General features: G+C 53.5%; 14 protein-coding genes and 1 pseudogene. 12 read left to right on the forward strand and 3 right to left on the reverse strand.

All coding sequences use genetic code 11. The features are described 5' to 3' along the window. Nucleotides 1–11: 11 nt before the first annotated feature. The 6 genes from E1162_RS02115 (at nucleotide 12) to kduI (ending at nucleotide 5463) form a co-directional block, all read left to right on the forward strand. Entirely contained in the window at nucleotides 12–1019 is a 1008-nt protein-coding gene (locus tag E1162_RS02115) for an Ldh family oxidoreductase (protein WP_155126127.1), read from the forward strand. Between the two features lie 141 nt (nucleotides 1020–1160). Then, a complete protein-coding gene (locus E1162_RS02120; RefSeq protein WP_155126129.1) occupies nucleotides 1161–1652 on the forward strand; it encodes a TRAP transporter small permease in 492 nt (163 codons plus the stop codon). Further along, complete coding sequence (locus E1162_RS02125) at nucleotides 1652–2950, forward strand: TRAP transporter large permease subunit (protein WP_155126132.1); 1299 nt, start codon at nucleotides 1652–1654, stop codon at nucleotides 2948–2950. Before E1162_RS02120 ends, E1162_RS02125 begins: the two co-directional genes overlap by 1 nt. Nucleotides 2951–2984: 34 nt before the next feature. Next, complete coding sequence (locus E1162_RS02130; RefSeq protein WP_155126134.1) at nucleotides 2985–3959, forward strand: DctP family TRAP transporter solute-binding subunit; 975 nt, start codon at nucleotides 2985–2987, stop codon at nucleotides 3957–3959. Nucleotides 3960–4061: 102 nt separating this feature from the next. Next, entirely contained in the window at nucleotides 4062–4532 is a 471-nt protein-coding gene (locus tag E1162_RS02135; RefSeq protein WP_155126136.1) for a NanQ anomerase/TabA/YiaL family protein, read from the forward strand. Between the two features lie 106 nt (nucleotides 4533–4638). Beyond that, a complete protein-coding gene (kduI, locus tag E1162_RS02140) occupies nucleotides 4639–5463 on the forward strand; it encodes a 5-dehydro-4-deoxy-D-glucuronate isomerase (protein WP_155126138.1) in 825 nt (274 codons plus the stop codon). Between the two features lie 15 nt (nucleotides 5464–5478). Here the strand turns inward: kduI and E1162_RS02145 are convergent, their stop codons facing one another. Next, nucleotides 5479–6402 carry a DMT family transporter gene (locus E1162_RS02145; RefSeq protein WP_155126140.1) on the reverse strand — a complete coding sequence of 308 codons (924 nt, stop codon included), beginning with the start codon at nucleotides 6400–6402 and terminating at the stop codon, nucleotides 5479–5481. 82 nt (nucleotides 6403–6484) lie between these two features. Beyond that, nucleotides 6485–7366: a DMT family transporter gene (locus E1162_RS02150; RefSeq protein WP_155126142.1), complete on the reverse strand. Its 882-nt coding sequence runs from the start codon at nucleotides 7364–7366 to the stop codon at nucleotides 6485–6487. 193 nt (nucleotides 7367–7559) lie between these two features. Here E1162_RS02150 and E1162_RS02155 point away from each other — a divergent pair, with 193 nt between their 5' ends. The 5 genes and pseudogenes from E1162_RS02155 (at nucleotide 7560) to E1162_RS02175 (ending at nucleotide 14868) form a co-directional block, all read left to right on the forward strand. Continuing rightward, complete coding sequence (locus E1162_RS02155; RefSeq protein WP_155126144.1) at nucleotides 7560–8603, forward strand: DmpA family aminopeptidase; 1044 nt, start codon at nucleotides 7560–7562, stop codon at nucleotides 8601–8603. Nucleotides 8604–8764: 161 nt separating this feature from the next. Continuing rightward, nucleotides 8765–9881 (forward strand): annotated as a pseudogene (locus E1162_RS02160) (ATP-dependent DNA helicase). A gap of 131 nt (nucleotides 9882–10012) precedes the next feature. Beyond that, nucleotides 10013–10888: a DUF2971 domain-containing protein gene (locus E1162_RS02165; protein WP_155126146.1), complete on the forward strand. Its 876-nt coding sequence runs from the start codon at nucleotides 10013–10015 to the stop codon at nucleotides 10886–10888. A gap of 183 nt (nucleotides 10889–11071) precedes the next feature. Continuing rightward, a complete protein-coding gene (locus E1162_RS02170) occupies nucleotides 11072–13486 on the forward strand; it encodes a Tex family protein (protein ID WP_155126148.1) in 2415 nt (804 codons plus the stop codon). Nucleotides 13487–13542: 56 nt separating this feature from the next. Beyond that, nucleotides 13543–14868 carry an amidase family protein gene (locus tag E1162_RS02175; RefSeq protein WP_155126150.1) on the forward strand — a complete coding sequence of 442 codons (1326 nt, stop codon included), beginning with the start codon at nucleotides 13543–13545 and terminating at the stop codon, nucleotides 14866–14868. 56 nt (nucleotides 14869–14924) lie between these two features. Here the strand turns inward: E1162_RS02175 and E1162_RS02180 are convergent, their stop codons facing one another. Then, a complete protein-coding gene (locus E1162_RS02180; protein WP_155126194.1) occupies nucleotides 14925–16724 on the reverse strand; it encodes a DEAD/DEAH box helicase in 1800 nt (599 codons plus the stop codon). A gap of 313 nt (nucleotides 16725–17037) precedes the next feature. On the opposite strand from E1162_RS02180, the gene E1162_RS02185 reads away from it, so the two are divergent. After that, complete coding sequence (locus E1162_RS02185) at nucleotides 17038–17448, forward strand: hypothetical protein (RefSeq protein ID WP_155126152.1); 411 nt, start codon at nucleotides 17038–17040, stop codon at nucleotides 17446–17448. Nucleotides 17449–17518: the final 70 nt, after the last annotated feature.

The raw sequence follows: 17518 nt of genomic DNA on the forward strand, positions 1-17518 counted from the left end.
TCGGGTGCACTATGACTGACGTAATTGTAAAAATTGACGAACTGAAAAAGCTCGCATACGACAAGCTGGTTGCAGCTGGTCTTAACGAAGCATCCGCAGAAGAAGTTGCTGACGTTCTTGTATACGCAGACAGCCACGGTGTTCGCTCCCACGGCGTTATGCGCGTTGAGCACTACTGCAAGCGTCTCGTAGAAGGCGGCATGAACAAAAACGCAGAAATGAGCATCGACCAGATCTCTCCTTCTGCTGCTGTTCTGGACTCCGACGATGGCATGGGTCACTCCGGCATGAAGCTGGCGACCGAACGCGCTATCGAAATGGCAAAAGAAACCGGTATCGGTTTTGTTTCCGTTAAGAAAACTTCTCACTGCGGCGCGCTCGCATACTTTGCAGAAATGGCAGCTGAAGCTGGTTGCGTTTCCATCTGTATGACCCAGACCGACGCATGTGTGGCTCCATTCGGTGGTGCAGACAAGTTCTTCGGTACCAACCCAATCGCTTACGGTTTCCCTGTAGAAGGCAAGCCTCCTGTCATCGTTGACATGGCTACCTCTGCTATCGCGTTCGGTAAAATCCTGCACGCAAAAGAAACCAACGGTTCTCTGCCAGATGGCGTTGTGCTGAACAAAGACGGCGCATTCACCACTGACCCGCACGAGTTTGCTTGCCTCACTCACTTCGGTGAACACAAAGGCTACGGTATCGCACTTGCTATCGACGCGCTGACCGGCGTGTTCATGGGCGCTGCATTCGGTCCGCACATCAATGCGATGTACGGCGATTACAACAAGATGCGTAACCTGGCTTCCAACATCCTCGTTCTGGACCCAGCTAAGTTCGGTACTGCTAACTACGGCGCAATCATGGGCCAGATGGTTTCCGAGCTGCAGTCTTCCCGTCCAGCACAGGGCGTTGACCGCGTGATGGTACCAGGTGAGCCACAGGTAGATTACTACGCAAACTCTCTGGAAAACGGCGTTGCAGTAGCACAGCCGGTTTATGACTACCTCGTCTCCTAAAAAAGACTCCTGACAAATTCGGAAGCGTCAACCGCAAGGGCGCTTCCGGGTTCGCCAAAAAAATGCAGGGACTTCCTGAACTCAAGCGGAAGGGGCCTCAAGGCCTAGGAAGTTCCCGCACCTTTGCTATGGAGCAAAAACATGGATTTGGTACGTAAGGCGTGTAACTGGTTCTGGGAATCTTTGAACCTTCTCATGTCCGTTGCCATGGTCGCCATGATCATTCTGGTTTTCACCAACGTTGTTCTGCGTTACGGCTTTAACAGCGGTATTCTTATCTCCACAGAAGTTTCCCGCCTGCTGTTCGTATGGGTAACCTTCCTCGGCGCTATCGTGTGCTTGAAAGAAGGCAGTCACCTTGAGCTTCGTCTCATCGAAAACTTCGTCTCCCCTAAAGTCGTGTTTATCCTGCGTCGCTTTGTCTGGTTTGTAATCGCTGTAACCTGCGCAATGCTCGTTGCCGGTGCATGGAACCAGGTGGGCATGAACACATTCAATAAGCTGCCTATGAGCGGCCTTCCGGTATCTGTTCTTTATCTAGCCGGCGTTGTTGGCGGTACCTGCATGGGTGCGCTGGCGCTGCAGCGTCTGTTCGTTCCAAGTTCAGAAAAATCCGTTGAGGAGCTTAACTAATGACTCTTGTTATCTTCCTCGGCATTCTTATGGGCGGCATTCTTCTTGGCTTGCCTGTAGCGTTCTCTCTGCTTTTGTCCGCTGTGGCCATGATGGTGCAGATGGGCATGTTCTCCGGCGGCTTTGCAATGCCGTCCGACATTCTGGCTACTGCGCTTGTTAACGGCGTGGACAGCTTCTCCCTTCTTGCTATTCCGTTCTTCCTCGTTGCAGGTGAGACAATGGCATGCGGTGGTCTGTCCCAGCGTATCGTTCGCCTCGCAATGGCCTACATGGGCCACAAAAAAGGTGGTCTGGGTTACGTAGCAATTTTCACCTCTGTGGTTCTGGCTGGTCTGTCCGGTTCCGCTGCTGCTGACGCCGCTGCACTTTGCGCGATCTTGATGCCAATGATGCGTGATGGTGGTTACCCTGAAAGCCGTTCTGCCGGCCTTCTGGCAGCTGGTGGTATCATTGCACCGGTTATCCCGCCGTCCGTACCGCTCATCCTTGTTGGTGTTGCTGGTAACCTGTCTATCTCCAAGCTGTTCATGGGTGGTATTGCACCGGGTCTCATGATGGGCGCTGCTCTGGTTCTGACCTGGCGCTGGATGATGCGCAACGAAAACCTTGCAGTCTATGAAAAGGCCGATAATGAAGAACGTCGCGCTGCATTCAAAGACGGCTTCTGGGCTCTGCTGCTGCCATTCATCATCATCATCGGTATCCGTTTTGGTATCTTTACCCCTACCGAAGCTGCTGTTGTTGCTGCCGTATACGCAATCTTCATTTCCGCATTCGTTTACCGCGAACTGACACTGGCCAAGTTCTACGAAGTTCTGGTCAACTCCTGTAAATCCGCAGGTATGATCATGTTCCTGGTTGGCTGTGCGATGGTTGCTTCCTGGCTCATCACTACTGCTCAGCTTCCACAGCAGCTTGCTGCTCTGCTTGGCCCACTTGTCGAAAGCCCACGTATGCTGATGTTCGTCATCATGCTTCTCGTGTTCGCAATCGGCATGGTTATGGACCTTTCCCCAACCGTACTGATCCTCGTTCCACTGCTCATGCCAGTTGTTAAAGAAGCAGGCATCGACCCAACTTACTTCGGTCTGATGTTTGTCATGAACTGCTGCATCGGCTTGATCACACCACCTGTTGGTACTGTGCTGAACGTTGTCTGTGGTGTTGGTCGACTACGAGTTGAAAAAGCGATCGTCGGCATTCTCCCGTTCGTGGGTGTCTACTCTGTGCTGCTGATCCTGTTCACCATCTTCCCCGATATCATCATCGTACCGATGAATCTGATCGCGGGTTAAGTTCGCAAGAACTACTTTAACTGGAGGAAATACAATGAAAAAAACAGTTGGTCTCGTTGCTGCCGCAGTGCTTCTGGCATCAACCTCTCTTTCCATGGCACTTGAGCTGAAATTCGCTCACGCTGCTCCTCCAACTGATCTTCAGGAATCCCTCGCTCAGCATTTCGCTAAAGAAGTTGCTGAACGTACCAACGGCGAAATCACTGTTACAACATACCCACAAGGTCAGTTGGGAGACGACCAGACCATGTTGAACGGTACTCGCTCCGGTATCGTTGATATCCAGATGACCGGTCTGGCTATCATGAACGGTATGATGCCTGAAACTGCTGCATTCGACCTTCCATACATGTTCGCTAACCGCGACCACGCTTACAAAGTGCTGGACGGTGAAGTTGGCCAGAAGATCCTGGACGACATGTCCAAGTTCGGCATGAAGGGTCTGTCCTTCCCAGAAAACGGTTACCGCAACGTAACCAACAGCAAGAAGCCAGTTGTGGTTCCTGCTGACCTGGAAGGCATCAAAATGCGCACCAACACATCCGTTCCTCTGAACGCGATGTTTGCTGAACTGGGCACCAACCCACAGCCTCTGGCAATTGCAGAGCTCTACACCGCTCTGGAAACCGGCGTTGTGGACGCTCAGGAACACCCTATCAACGTAACTCACTCCTTCCGTTACGACGAAGTTCAGAAGTACCTGTCTCTGACCGAGCACTCCTACTCTGCTCTGTTCATCTCCATGAACCTGAACAAGTTCAACTCTCTGACTCCTGAACAGCAGAAGATCATTGAAGAAGCAGCTCAGAACGCTACCGACTACCAGCGTAAACTTTCCATCGAGAAAGAAGAAGGCTTCATCACCGATCTTGCTGACCGTGGCATGGCTGTGAACCGTAACGTTGACAAAGCTGCATTCCAGGCTCACCCAGCTGTGACTGCAACTTGGGAAGTGTTCAACAAGCAGTTCGGTCCTGAAATGATCGAAAAGATCCAGGCAGCTCTCTAAGCCTGACTGAAATCGTTCCCGGCGCCTCGTGCGCCGGGGATGGTCCCATCGACAACAAATAGAAAATATGGCCGCAGATAAGCGGCTCGATTTGAGGCTTCAATGCTCAGCGCCAATCTCGACAATCTGGATATCGTTCCTTTCGCTCACCCGCAGCTTCTGGAAATCATCAAGGACGCTAAAGAGTTTCTCGCAACCAACCCAGTAGCAGGCCGCTACGAACGCGATGGCTCTAAAGTTTTCATCCTTGTAGCTGATGCAGAAACAGAAGCTTTCGAAAAACGCCGTGGTGAATTCCACGCTAAGTACCTCGACGTTCAGATTCTGATCGAAGGTGCGGAAGTAATCGGCTGGGGTCATAAGCCAGTTGGTGAAATCACCGAAAACCTTCTCGAAGCGAACGACGTAGCATTCTGCACCGAAATCGCAGACGAAAAGTTCATCGCTCTGGCTCCAGGCGACTTCGCAGTGTTCTACCCGCACGAACTGCACCGTCCACTGGTCGCTGCTGACTCCGGCGCAGCGAAAATCCGCAAGGCGATCGTAAAGATCGACCGCGCAGTTCTGGCATAAGAGCTACAGAGCTAGACCATCATAAGGGCGTATCACGAGACATCGCGATACGCCCTTTTTCTTTTAGTGAGCAGAAGAGGGCGGGAAACACCCGCTAGAGGAAACAATGCAAGTCAGACCACAGTGCAGCCCTAAAGAAACCAAAGGTATGGATAGTGCTGAGCTGCGCGAAAACTACCTGATCGAATCCCTGTTTGCCCGTGGCGAGGCGCGTATGACCTTCAGTCATATCGACCGCACTATTGTTGGCGGTATCATGCCGCTCGACACGCCGATCAAGCTATGGAGCGCAAAGCCTATTGGCCACGATACCTTCCTTGCTGCGCGTGAGGCTGGTGCCATGAACATTGGCGGAAAGGGCCGTGTTGTGGTGGATGGCGAGGTTTTCGATCTGGAAGCCAAAGATCTGATTTATCTTTCCATGGGCTGTCAGGATGTGCGCTTTGAAAGCCTTGATCCTGAAAACCCTGCTCGCTTCTATCTGGTTTCCAGTCCTGCACACGCGGCTATTCCGACCCGCGTTGTGCGACATGCCGATGCAAAGCGCATCGAGATCGGCAAAGGGTCAAACCGCCGTGTGGTGTTCCAGTATGTCAATCCGGATGTTGCACCGTCCTGCCAGCTTTCAATGGGTATGACCATGGTGGAAGATGGCGGGGCATGGAACACTTGGCCATGCCACACACACGAGCGCCGTTCAGAAGTGTACTTCTACTGGAATATGGCTGAGGACAGCTTGGTTATGCATTTTATGGGAGAGCCGACCGAGACCCGCCATATAGTTGTACGCGATGAGCAGGCTGTTCTGTGTCCTGCATGGTCCATCCACACAGGCTGTGGTACCGGACCTTATGCGTTCATTTGGTCCATGGCGGGCGATAATAAAGATTACGCCGACATGGACCATTGCGATCTCAAGACTTTCCGTTAACCGGAAACTCCGCGATTATTCGGCAGCAGAAGGCCCCGGGGAAACCTCGGGGCTTTCTTTTTGCCCGCGTGATTTCTTGTGCGCGTTGCGCTCGTAGAGGAAGTTATAAAGGCCTGCACCGATAATCACGACAGAGCCGAGCACTGTTGTCAGCGGAGGAATATCCGAGAAGATCAGGTAGCCGATAATCACGGTCCAGATCAGCTGGGTGTACATGAACGGTGTAAGAACCGCTGCCGATGCAAACCGGTATGCGTGCTGGAAAATCCAGTGGGCTGTCATGCCGCCGGCGCAGATAACGCAGGCGAGCCAGTATGCTTTGCCTTCGCCGACGCCGATGTAGGGATACGCCATCGGCAGGAGCGCCAAGGAACCGGCAACAGCCGAGTAGAACAGCAAGGTCTGATCTGTCTCGGTGCGCACAAGCGAGCGGGTGAGCAGGGTATAGCCGGTGTAAACAACCGCAGCAGCAACCGCATATAGCATTGCCGGATTGATGCTACCGCCAAACGGGTCGGTAATGATGATCACGCCGACAAAGCCAACGGCCGCTGCAACAATGGATGCGCGGGTTGGCCAGTCACCCAGAATTGGGCCTGCCAAAATAGTCACCATCAGCGGCATGGCAAACAGAATTGTTGTTGCCTGCGCCAGCTGAAGGCTTTGAACTGCCAGAAAGAAAAGCGCGGTGGTGATACCGTGACAAACGCCGCGGGCAAGGTTTGCCACTGGGCGGCTTGTCTTCAATTTGTCTACATGGTTCCAGAGACGGAAGAGAAAGAAGACAACAACGACCTGAGCGACAAAGCGCCAGAACGTCAGTTCAATTGGATGAATGCTCTGCACCGCAAATTTGGTGACCGCGTCGGTCGCGGTCATGCTGAAGAAGGATATGCAGATTAAGACTATGCCCTTGAGGACGGGTGCATCGCGCAACATTTGCTGGCTTTCGAAAGGGAGGATGTTTTCCTAACGTATCTACCATTCCAGCGGAAATGTCGGTTCGTATTGATGCGTAGTTTTAAGCTTTTTTCTCTTTCTTTCGAATTCCCTCTCGGTAAAGCGTATACAGACCGGAAGAAATGATGATGGCTGCCCCAAGGAGCGTATAAGTCGTCGGCACATCATGGAAGAAAATGTAACCGAAAAAGATCATCCAAATGATCTGCGTATACATGAAGGGGGAAAGCAAACCCGCCGGTGCAAGGCGGTAAGCGAGGGTAAAAATGTAGTGCCCACCCATCGCGGCCAAGCAAACCCCTGCGATAAGTGGATAGATAAACGGGTCTTGCGGCGCTTCCCAATAATAGAGGCCAGCAGGGGCCAAGGCGATAGCCGGAGCCAATGCGCTGTAGAACATCAGGCTTTCGTTTGTCTCGGTCGCTGTAAGAATACGGGTCAGCAACGTGTAAACGGCGAACGATAGCGCACCCATGAATGAGTATATTGCTGCCCAGTGCATTGCGCCGGTTCCCGGCTGTACCACAACAAGCACACCGGCAAAGCCGACAAGGGCTGCGCTCCAACGGCGGATACCCGGCCATTCGCCCAGAATAGGGCCGGAAAGGGCGGTCACAATCAACGGCATCGCAAACAAAATAGCAATTGCCTCGGCAAGCTGCAGGTGTTGGAGGGCAAGGAACTGGCCTAGAGTAACGCCGGAAAGCGCAATGCCGCGGATGACCTGCAATACGGGACGCTTGGTGTAAATCGCAGTCCAGTCACGCCAAACTCGAAAGACAAGGCAGACCATCGCCATCTGCACCAGAAAGCGGATAAGCGCCAGCATGAACGGATGCATGGAGCTTACGATTTGCTTTGACATAGCGTCAGACGAAGAGAACGCAAGAAATGCTAGGCAAGCCAGCAGAATACCTTGAAGTTCCGGTGATTTCTTGAGCATTTTTCTCTTTCGTTATGTCTGCTGCTGTGTTTTTGTAGCCTTACGGTCAAGTATGATCTTAGATCATTTTGGACGTAGGTTGTCTTGCATTGGAACTTTCAGAATTTCCGGCTGTGAGCCGATAATCAGCAAATTCCATTGCGTCAACATTTTCCTTCCGTTGGGTAAAAATTTAAGAAAGAAAATCTAGGCCATGAGTACCAAGCAGGGCTTCGCTATTGGTGAGCTGCCAAAGGGGGCACGCAACGCCATCACGGATGTCGAAGGGGTTCATGTCGGTCATGTCACGCTGGCTGACGGTCATATCCAGACTGGTGTTACGGCAATTCGTATCGGTAATGAAAATCCATTCCATGTACGCGCTCGCGCAGCGGTGCAGGTGTTTAACGGTTTCGGTAAGAGCGCCGGTCTTATGCAGATCGAGGAATTGGGCGAGTTGGAAACACCAATTCTGCTGACCAATACCTTGAGCGTGGGCGCGGTTACCGAAGGCGTTGTTGAGTATATGTGCGCCAAAACGCAGGAAATCGGCCGCGAAGCTGGCACGGTGAACGCTTGTGTGTTTGAGTGCAATGACGGCTTTATCAATGACATTCGCGGTTTTCATGTGCGCCCGCACCATGTGTGGGAAGCGCTAGCAAATGCTGGGCCGGAATTCAAACAAGGGGCTGTCGGTGCTGGCCGTGGCATGAGTGCCTTTGGCCTAAAGGGCGGCATCGGCAGTGCTTCGCGCATCGTGAAGGTTGGCAAGCGCGACTATACGCTTGGCGTTATGGTGCTTTCCAATATGGGCCGATTGCCTGACTTCATCATGGCGGGCAAGGAAATGGGCGACAAGCTGCAGCCGCTGGTGGAAGAGCGCGAACACGGGCCGGAAAAAGGCTCCATCATCATGATCGTCGGCACCGATCTTCCATTGAGCGAGCGTCAGCTCAAGCGTGTGGCGCGGCGCACGTCTGTCGGCTTGGCCCGTACCGGTTCCTTCCTTGGTCATGGTAGTGGTGATATTGCGCTGGCGTTCACAACGTCTGATCCGGTGCGCACCCAGTCCCGCGCTCGCACGATGACGGTTGAGCAGATTGATGAGCGCCGTATTGACCGCGTGTTCCGTGCAACGGCGGAAGCAACGGAAGAGGCGATCCTCAACTCCATGCTTTATGCAGAGACAGTGAGCGGGCGGAACAACCACACCCGTTATGCTTTGAGCGAACTTTTGTCGTCGCTTGAAGGCAAATAGAATAGTAGCGGCAGCGGGTGGAAAGGCTGCGTTGGTGCAGCTTGGCTACGCTCTGCCGTTTAATTCACCTTTCTACAGGTATTGCGGAAAAATACGCGACGGGGCGGCTCAATTTGTTTACATACGGCCGAACACCGAAATAGCACGTGGGGAAATGGTTTATGGATTGGTCGCCGCAACAGGATGACGCGCTTAGGGATACAGCCGCTTGGCTGCGCCAAAAGGGCGGCAAACAGGTGTTTCGTCTGTTTGGCTTTGCGGGAACCGGCAAAACCACGCTTGCGCGCCATCTGGCGGAAGGCATTGACGGAGATGTCGCTTTTGGCGCGTTTACCGGCAAGGCTGCCCATGTTCTGCGCCAGAAGGGCTGCGATGATGCCTCTACCATCCACTCTTTGATCTACCGTCCAAAGGGCACCAAGAAGGATGACGAGGACGATGAGGATGAAAGCCCTCAGTTCACCATCAACCGTGATAGCCCTGCTGCAAAAGTAGACCTGATCATCATCGATGAATGCTCCATGGTGGATGAAGAGCTGGGCCGTGACCTACTGTCATTCGGCAAGAAGGTGCTCGTACTTGGTGATCCTGCCCAGTTGCCGCCTGTAAAAGGTGGTGGTTTCTTCACCGAAGCCGAGCCGGATGTGATGCTGACCGAGGTACACCGTCAGGCGCAGGATAACCCGATTGTTCGTATGTCCATGACCATTCGCGATGGCGGTGAGCTAGACTGGGGCGGGTATGGCGAGAGTAAGGTAATCAGCCGTCGCCAGATCGACAAAGAGCAGATCCTTGCAGCGCATCAGGTTTTGGTTGGCACCAACAAGACGCGCCGCCTTTACAATAACCGCATTCGCGAACTGAAAGAATTCACCACGCAGATGCCTGCTGTTGGCGATAAGCTGGTTTGTCTTCGCAACGACAAGACCAAGGGCTTGCTGAATGGCGGTCTTTGGACGGTGCAGCGTTTGCGCCCGCCGCGTGGCAATACCATCCGCTTCGATGTGGTTTCTGAAGATGATATGAGCCGCTCATCCGTAAAGGTGAAGGTTCTGCCTGCCATGTTTGAAGAAGGGGGCGAACCAGCTTCCTTATGCCATCCGCCGCCGTGCGGACGAGTTTGACTATGGCTACGCGCTTACCGTTCACAAATCCCAAGGCTCGCAGTGGGACGATGTTGTGCTGTTTGACGAGAGCTGGGCGTTCCGCGATCACAAGCAGCGCTGGCTCTATACAGCCGTAACCCGCGCAGCTGAGCGCATTACAGTGGTGCGGTAGAGAATAATCAGCGTTTCTTTTTAACTGCTGCGATTGACTTCTAGTTCGTAAGGGCGCGAAATACTAGTGGTTTGCAGTTTGGCTGCACTCTGCATTGTGGAGCTATTTTGAGTTTTTTGGGGCGTCGGTAGGTGATCGAGGTAGTTGAGAATCAACCCTATAAAGGAGTGATTTATCATTATTGTAGTTGGGAGGCCTTCTACAGCATCGTAACAAGCGGAGTTATTAGACTTGGCTGGTCAGGTCGGATGAATGATCTATCTGAGGGTAACTGGTTTGCAAGTCTGTTATTAGAACGCTTGCAAAAGGAACATTTTGAGGAAGTAAAAAATAACCCCAATGAAGTTTGGGAAACATGGAGAGCGAATACGCCCGACTTCTATTTTTCTAGCTTCTCAAAGCTGGGCGATGATCTCGGAATGTGGCGTTCATACGCTAATCAAGCTTCCGGCGTATGCTTTGGAGTAGACAGCTCTGTTCTGGGAATTACGCGCGCAGTGCCAATGCGCAATATTCTTTCTGTTAAAGATCTTCAACTCGGATGTGCAGAGGTTATATATGAACCAGATAGAGTCTCCGATATAATTGAAAATCTTTTTTCGTTGTTTGGTGAGCAGGTTCGGACTGCAGAAAGCCTTCCGATCGAAGTGCAGATGTTATTCGCGCAGGCGTCACTGCGTATCAAAAACCCAGCTTTTGCAAGCGAGCAGGAGGTTCGCCTTATTCACTCTCCCCTACTTATGAGTGAGGGGGTGGGGATGGATGGTGATATTGATGGCAAAAAAACAAACACCACCAGCGCCTTGGGCGACCTGAAATTCTCACCGTATTCGGATCAGATTGGTGGGTATTTCGAGTTAGATCTATTTCGCGACAACAAAGATGCTTTGGTCTCGGTCAATATTGGCCCGCGCTCGGTGCAAGTGCCATTTCATCTAGAGGTCTTCTTAAAACAACACGGATATCAGAAGTTCAAAACCCTGAGATCGAGTGCGCCTCTTCGTTGAACCTCTGGCATCCCAAGATCCGCTAGAGGCTGGTCAAATTGTTTTGATTAACTCCTGTGAGAATATTGTAGAACGTCCTTTTGTTGCCGCAATGGGGAGCGTATCGTTCGGGTCTTAGTATGCGAGGGAGCCTGTCTTGGTTGCCTTGCATGTCTTTCAAGTGCTTGATTATGCGAGACCTTCATGGCAGACCTGAACCCGGACACAGCCTCTTCCCCAAAAGCCAAAGATTTGCCCGTTGATGTTGCGCTGCGTATTTCCCAGCGAATAGCTACAGAGATTGGCTGTCGGCCTGCGCAGGTAAGTGCAACGGTTCAGCTGTTGGATGAGGGCTCCACTGTTCCCTTCATCGCCCGTTACCGTAAAGAGGTGACCGGCGGTCTGGATGATACCCAGCTGCGCCAGTTGGATGAGCGCCTGATTTATCTGCGCGAGATGGAAGATCGCCGTGTGGCAATCGTCAAGTCCATCGACGAGCAGGGCAAGCTCTCCGACGAGTTGGCAAAGCAGATCGCTTCTGCCCAGAGCAAAGCGGAGCTGGAAGACCTTTACCTGCCTTACCGTAAGAAGCGTCGCACCAAAGCACAGATCGCCCGCGAGGCAGGTCTTGAGCCTTTGGCGGACGCACTGCTTTCTGATCCGACGAAAAATCCTGAGGTTGAAGCTGTTTCGTTCATCGACGCAGAAAAAGGCTTTGCGGATGGAAAAGCCGTATTGGACGGTGCCCGTCAGATTTTGATGGAGCGCTTTTCCGAGGATGCTGCGCTTGTTGGCCAGCTGCGTGACTATTTAAATAAGAATGCAGTGGTCAAATCTGTCGTTGCCGACGGAAAGCAGCAGGATGGCGCCAAGTTTTCCGATTATTTCGAGTATTCCGAGAAGTACGCGGAAATCCCGAGTCACCGCGCGCTGGCGTTGCTGCGCGGACGCAATGAGAGCGTTTTGCAGCTTGATCTGGTGGTTGATGAGGATGATCCGTCGGCAGTTAAGCCTGTCGAGCGTATGATTGCCCGTGCTGCTGGCATTGAAGACAAGGGCCGCGCTGCGGATCGCTGGCTCTCTGATGTGGTGCGCTGGACGTGGAAGGTGAAGATTGGCCTTCACCTTGAGCTTGATCTTATGGGCACACTACGCGAGCAAGCCGAGGAAGAAGCGATCAACGTTTTTGCCCGTAACTTGAAAGACTTGCTGCTGGCAGCCCCTGCTGGTCCGAAAGCTACGTTGGGTCTTGATCCGGGTATTCGCACCGGCGTGAAAGTGGCGGTCGTGGATGCCACCGGCAAGCTGGTAGAGACAACAACCATCTATCCATATCCGCCGCGCAACGACGTTGTTGGCTCCATGGCTGTGCTTAAGGCGCTTATTGCCAAGCACCGTGTTGAGCTGGTGGCGATTGGCAACGGCACTGCAAGCCGCGAGACGGATAAGCTGGCTGGCGACGTAATTAAAGAAATTCCGGTCGATTACCGTCCAACCAAAGTGATCGTGAACGAAGCGGGTGCTTCGGTCTATTCCGCTTCTGAACTTGCAGCCAAGGAAATGCCGGATGTGGACGTTTCTTTGCGCGGTGCAGCTTCCATTGCCCGCCGTCTGCAGGACCCACTTGCGGAGCTGGTGAAGATCGAGCCAAAATCCATCGGCGTTGGTCAGTATCAGCATGACGTCAACCAGACCCGCTTGGCCCGTGCGCTTGATGGTGTTGTGGAAGATGCGGTGAACGCCGTTGGTGTTGATCTCAACACGGCTTCTGCTCCGCTACTCACCCGCATTTCCGGTTTGAGCGCAGGTCTTGCCAAGTCCATCGTTGATCACCGCGATACCGTGGGTGCTTTCAAAAATCGCAAGCAGCTTTTGAAAGTGGCTCGTCTTGGCCCTAAAGCGTTCGAGCAGTGCGCGGGCTTCCTGCGCATCAATGACGGTGACAACCCGCTTGATGCTTCTTCCGTTCACCCTGAAGCTTATCCGGTCGCCGAGAAGATCGTGAAAGCCTGTGGCCGTGATCTGCGCCAGATTATGGGCTCCAACACGCTGTCTGCTCTGGACCCGAAAGAGTTCACTGACGAACGCTTTGGTTTGCCGACGGTGAAGGATATTTTCAACGAGCTTGAAAAACCGGGCCGTGACCCTCGTCCTGAGTTCAAGACCGCTACCTTCCAAGAGGGCGTTGAAACTATCAAGGATCTGCGCGTTGGCATGATGCTTGAGGGCACTGTCACCAACGTAACCAACTTTGGTGCGTTCGTTGATGTCGGCGTGCATCAGGATGGCCTTGTTCATGTTTCCCAACTTGCAGACCGGTTTGTGTCTGATCCGCATACGGTGGTGAAGGCGGGTGATATTGTGAAGGTGCGCGTTGTCGAGGTTGATGTTGCTCGCAAGCGCATTGGTTTGACCATGAAGAAAGACAGCGGCGAAGCCCGCGAGCAGGTGCGTGAGCGCCAGAACCGCGACGGGCAGCGCGGCGGCGGACGCGGTAACCAGCCGCCACGGGGCAATGGTCCTCGTGGAAATGGTCCGCGTGGTGGGCAGCAAGATAGCGGCGCTAACAATGCAATGGCTGCGGCTCTCGCAGCTGCATTTAACAAGCCTAAGCGCTAATCTAGGCAGGGCAGTCCCTCTAGTAGGGGCTGCCTCTTTTCTTGGGGGGACGGTTTATGACAGTAGCAAAAGCGCGGCGTAGGCCGCATTCCCTGTTCTTTCGGGCACAGGATGGCGCACGGCGCGGCATTGATCGGGTTATGGACCTTGACCACGATGTCGCCGCCAGCATTTTTACCGAATTCGACGCCGCTCGTATTACTCAAGAAGCGGAAGCGATGGACCAACGTGCGCAAAGTGCAGCACTGCGCCCGCCGTTGCTGGGCGTTACCATGTCCATCAAGGATTTGTTTGACGAGACCGGCTGCGTAACCGGCGCAGGTTCAGCCTACTATTCTGGCGGTATGCCTGCCGGACGGGACGCGCTTGTTATCTCACGCCTCAAAGCTGCTGGTGTTTTGCCGTTCGGGCGAACCAATATGAGTGAGCTGGCCTATTCCGGTCTCGGGCTTAACCCGCATTACGGTACACCGTCCAACGCGCTGGATGATGAACGTGTCAGTGGCGGTTCTTCTTCCGGTGCTGCGGCTAGTGTGGCGCTGGGGCTATGTGATGCGGCGCTCGGTACCGATACCGGTGGTTCTGTGCGTATTCCGGCTGCGTTTAACGGCCTCTTTGGCTTCAAGCCAAGCAGCCAGAGTGTTCCGATGGAGGGCGTTTTTCCGCTCTCCGGCAGCTATGACAGTATTGGTCCGTTAGCCCGTTCGCTCGACTTGTGCGCTGATCTTTATTCCGTGCTCAGTGCACAGCGCCGACCAGAGCCAACCATTGGCGGGTTGCGTGGTATCCGGATTGGTCTACTGGAAACGGTAATGACCGATGACCTCGATGATCAGGTTTCCTCCGATTTTGACCGGGCGCTTCGCTGCCTTCGTAATGCCGGTGCGGATATCGAGGAAGCACCTGCACCGTTTGCGATGGAAGCCAAGAACATCAATCCGGTCATAGTCGGAGCTGAAGCCTATCAGAACCATCGTGCTCACATGGAAGGGCTACGCCGTCAAGGTGATCCGTTTATTATCGAGCGGGTGATGATGGCTCATTCTGTAGGCGCGCCGGAATTGCATGAAGCACGGGAACAACGCCGCGATGCTATTGATGCCTACACCCAGCTGTTCACCGACTATGATGTGCTGATTGCGCCTACGACAGCCTGCGTTGCGCCAACCCTTGATGATGTGCTTGAGGACTTCAAGACGTGGAATGCTCTGGCACTGCGCAACACTTCTATCATCAATATGACTGATGGCTGTGCGGTAACGGTGCCGATGCAAGCGCCGAATGCGCTCGGTTCCGGTTTGATGGTGATGGCGGAGAACGGCGGTGACTGGAAAGCGCTGGAAGTGGCCGGACTTATTTCCTCTGCCATTCGCTGGCAGTAAGCTGCTGAGAAGCAATAAAAAAGGCGACCCGAGGGTCGCCTTTTTCAATTTCTAACTTAGTTGTCGCCCTTTGGGCCACGGCGGTCACGGTCACCACCGCGCTTGCCGCCGCCGTCGCGCTTACCGCGGAACTCGCGGCCTTCACGACCACCTTCGCGACCTTCACGGCCTTCGCCGCGTGGACCTTTGCGGAAGCCGCCACCAGAGCGCTCACCGCGGAAGTTCTTGCGAGGAGGACGACCACCGCTGTTACCGCGCTCAGGGTTACCTTCGATGCGGGTAATGGTGATGGACTTTTCGCCAGTGCCATGAACTTTTACAGTTTCCGCAAACTTGTCTGCCAGATGTTCAGGCAGCTCGAAGCGGCTGTCTGCATCAAAGATGCGGATAGAGCCGATATCGTTTTTGGAAATATGGCCAGCGCGGCAGATCATTGGCAGCAACCAACGCGGGTCAGCGTTGTGCTTACGGCCAACGTTGAGGCGGAACCAAACACCGTTTTCAAACTTGGTGCGTGGTTTACGCTCTTCTGGCGCTTCAACCGAAGTTGCAAGCAGTTCTTCCGGTGCAGGCATGTCGCCCTGTGCTTTGCGAAGGAATGCAGCAGCAATTGCTTCCGGGCTGAACTTTTCGAGCAGCTCGGCGATCATTGGTACTTCATCTTCGTTCGGCGCTTCGGTCAGAACTTCAGATGCGAACAGGCGTTCACGGTCTTTCAGGATGATTTCGTCAGCCGTTGGTGCCGGGCTCCAGTCAGCCTTTACCTTTGCACCAGTCAGAAGACGGATGGCGGTACGGCGACGGGTGTGTGGCACGATCAGAGTACAAACACCTTTACGACCTGCGCGGCCGGTACGGCCAGAACGGTGCAGGAAGGTATCGGAGTTTGTTGGCAGATCAGCGTGAATCACCAGATCAAGGTTCGGCAAGTCGATACCGCGGGCAGCAACGTCGGTTGCCACACAAACGCGGGCACGGCCGGAACGCATTGCCTGCAGTGCGTGGTTACGCTCGCTCTGGGACAGTTCACCAGAAAGCGCAACAACGGAGAAGCCGCGGTTGCCGAGGCGTGCTGCAAGGTGCTTTACGGTTTCGCGGGTGCCAGCAAAGATCATTGCGTTCTGAGCTTCGTAGAAGCGCAGTACGTTGATGATTGCGTTTTCGCGATCGTTAGGAGCAACCTGAAGGGCGCGATATTCAATATCTTTATGCTGTTCACGTTCCGCGATGGTGGAAATGCGAACGGCATCTTTCTGATACTGCTTTGCAAGGTTAGCGATTGGCTTTGGTACCGTTGCAGAGAACATCAGGGTGCGGCGTTCAACCGGCGCAGAACCCAGAATGAATTCCAGATCTTCGCGGAAGCCCATGTCCAGCATTTCGTCTGCTTCATCCAGCACTACGGTGCGCAGGTTGGAAGTGTCAAACGAACCGCGTTCGATGTGGTCACGCAGACGGCCAGGGGTACCTACAACGATGTGGGTGCCCATCGCCAGATTGCGACGTTCTTTGCGCATGTCCATACCGCCAACACAAGTTGCGATACGGGCCTTTGCTTTGGCATAAAGCCAGCCGAGTTCTTTGCTAACCTGAAGTGCAAGCTCACGAGTTGGTGCAACAACAAGCGCAATCGGTTCCTGGGTCGGGGTAAGTTCGTCCTGGCCCGCAAGCAATTCTGGTGCGATCGCCAGACCGAAAGCTACCGTTTTACCGGATCCGGTTTGTGCAGAAACAAGTAGGTCTTTACCGTCGGCATCTGCTTCAAGAACAGACGCCTGTACAGGTGTCAAGCTGGTGTAGCCGCGCTCTTCCAAAGCTGTGGCGAGCGCCGGAGCAACTCCGTCATGAAGGTTCATGTAGTTTTCTTTCGAGGAAAGTAGCATTCACCCCGATCTGTCGGGGCGGAATGAAAAGCATTCTTGTTGCCTTTGTTCTTCTTAGGGCGCCTTGTACTGTGCATCTATGAAATCGTCAACTTGGCACTTGCTGCTGTGATTAACTCTCTGCAAAGAGGCGGGCTGGCAACCCTGTAAACAGACTCACAGCTGCTTTTTACGTGTAGACTTTTCGCAAGTCCACTACCAAATACAAAAGAGAGGCACAGAAAAGGACGAACACAGCGAACGTATTTCACCACAAATTCCAATTGCAGGATTTCGGGAGTGTCTAATGTTTTACAGTGAGCCTTATGTCAGAGCCGTCGCCATTGCTAAACTTATCGGTTTGGGCTTTGGTTTAATTGGCTTTTTCCTTACGCCATATCTTTGGCCAGATGCAGACTGGATGCTGCGCCTAGGCATTTTGCTCTGGTACATAACCGTTGGAGCCGTGGCCGGTTTGGGGGTGATATTTTATCGAGTCGCTAGAACGCCCTTTAATGTCAGCTGGTGGTTTATGGGGCCTTGGGTTGGTGGCTGGATGAACTTTATCATCGTGCTGTTCAATTATGATCTGTTCAGGGCGCTCACAACAGCTGCCTTTGGCGTGACTGGCATTGCGGCTAATCCATTCTGGTTCGTACTGGAAGGTGCCGTTGTCGGCTTGGTTTGCGCCTACGGGGCTCATAAAGCGGCTGATTAGGGCAGGCGGGGGTATGGCTTTGAAAGAAGGCTAGGCTTAAGCCATTGTAATAGTTGCCCGCGCTTCAGAA

This window comes from Pseudovibrio flavus (assembly GCF_009711345.1).
GTDB classification, from domain to species: Bacteria; Pseudomonadota; Alphaproteobacteria; order Rhizobiales; family Stappiaceae; genus Pseudovibrio; species Pseudovibrio flavus.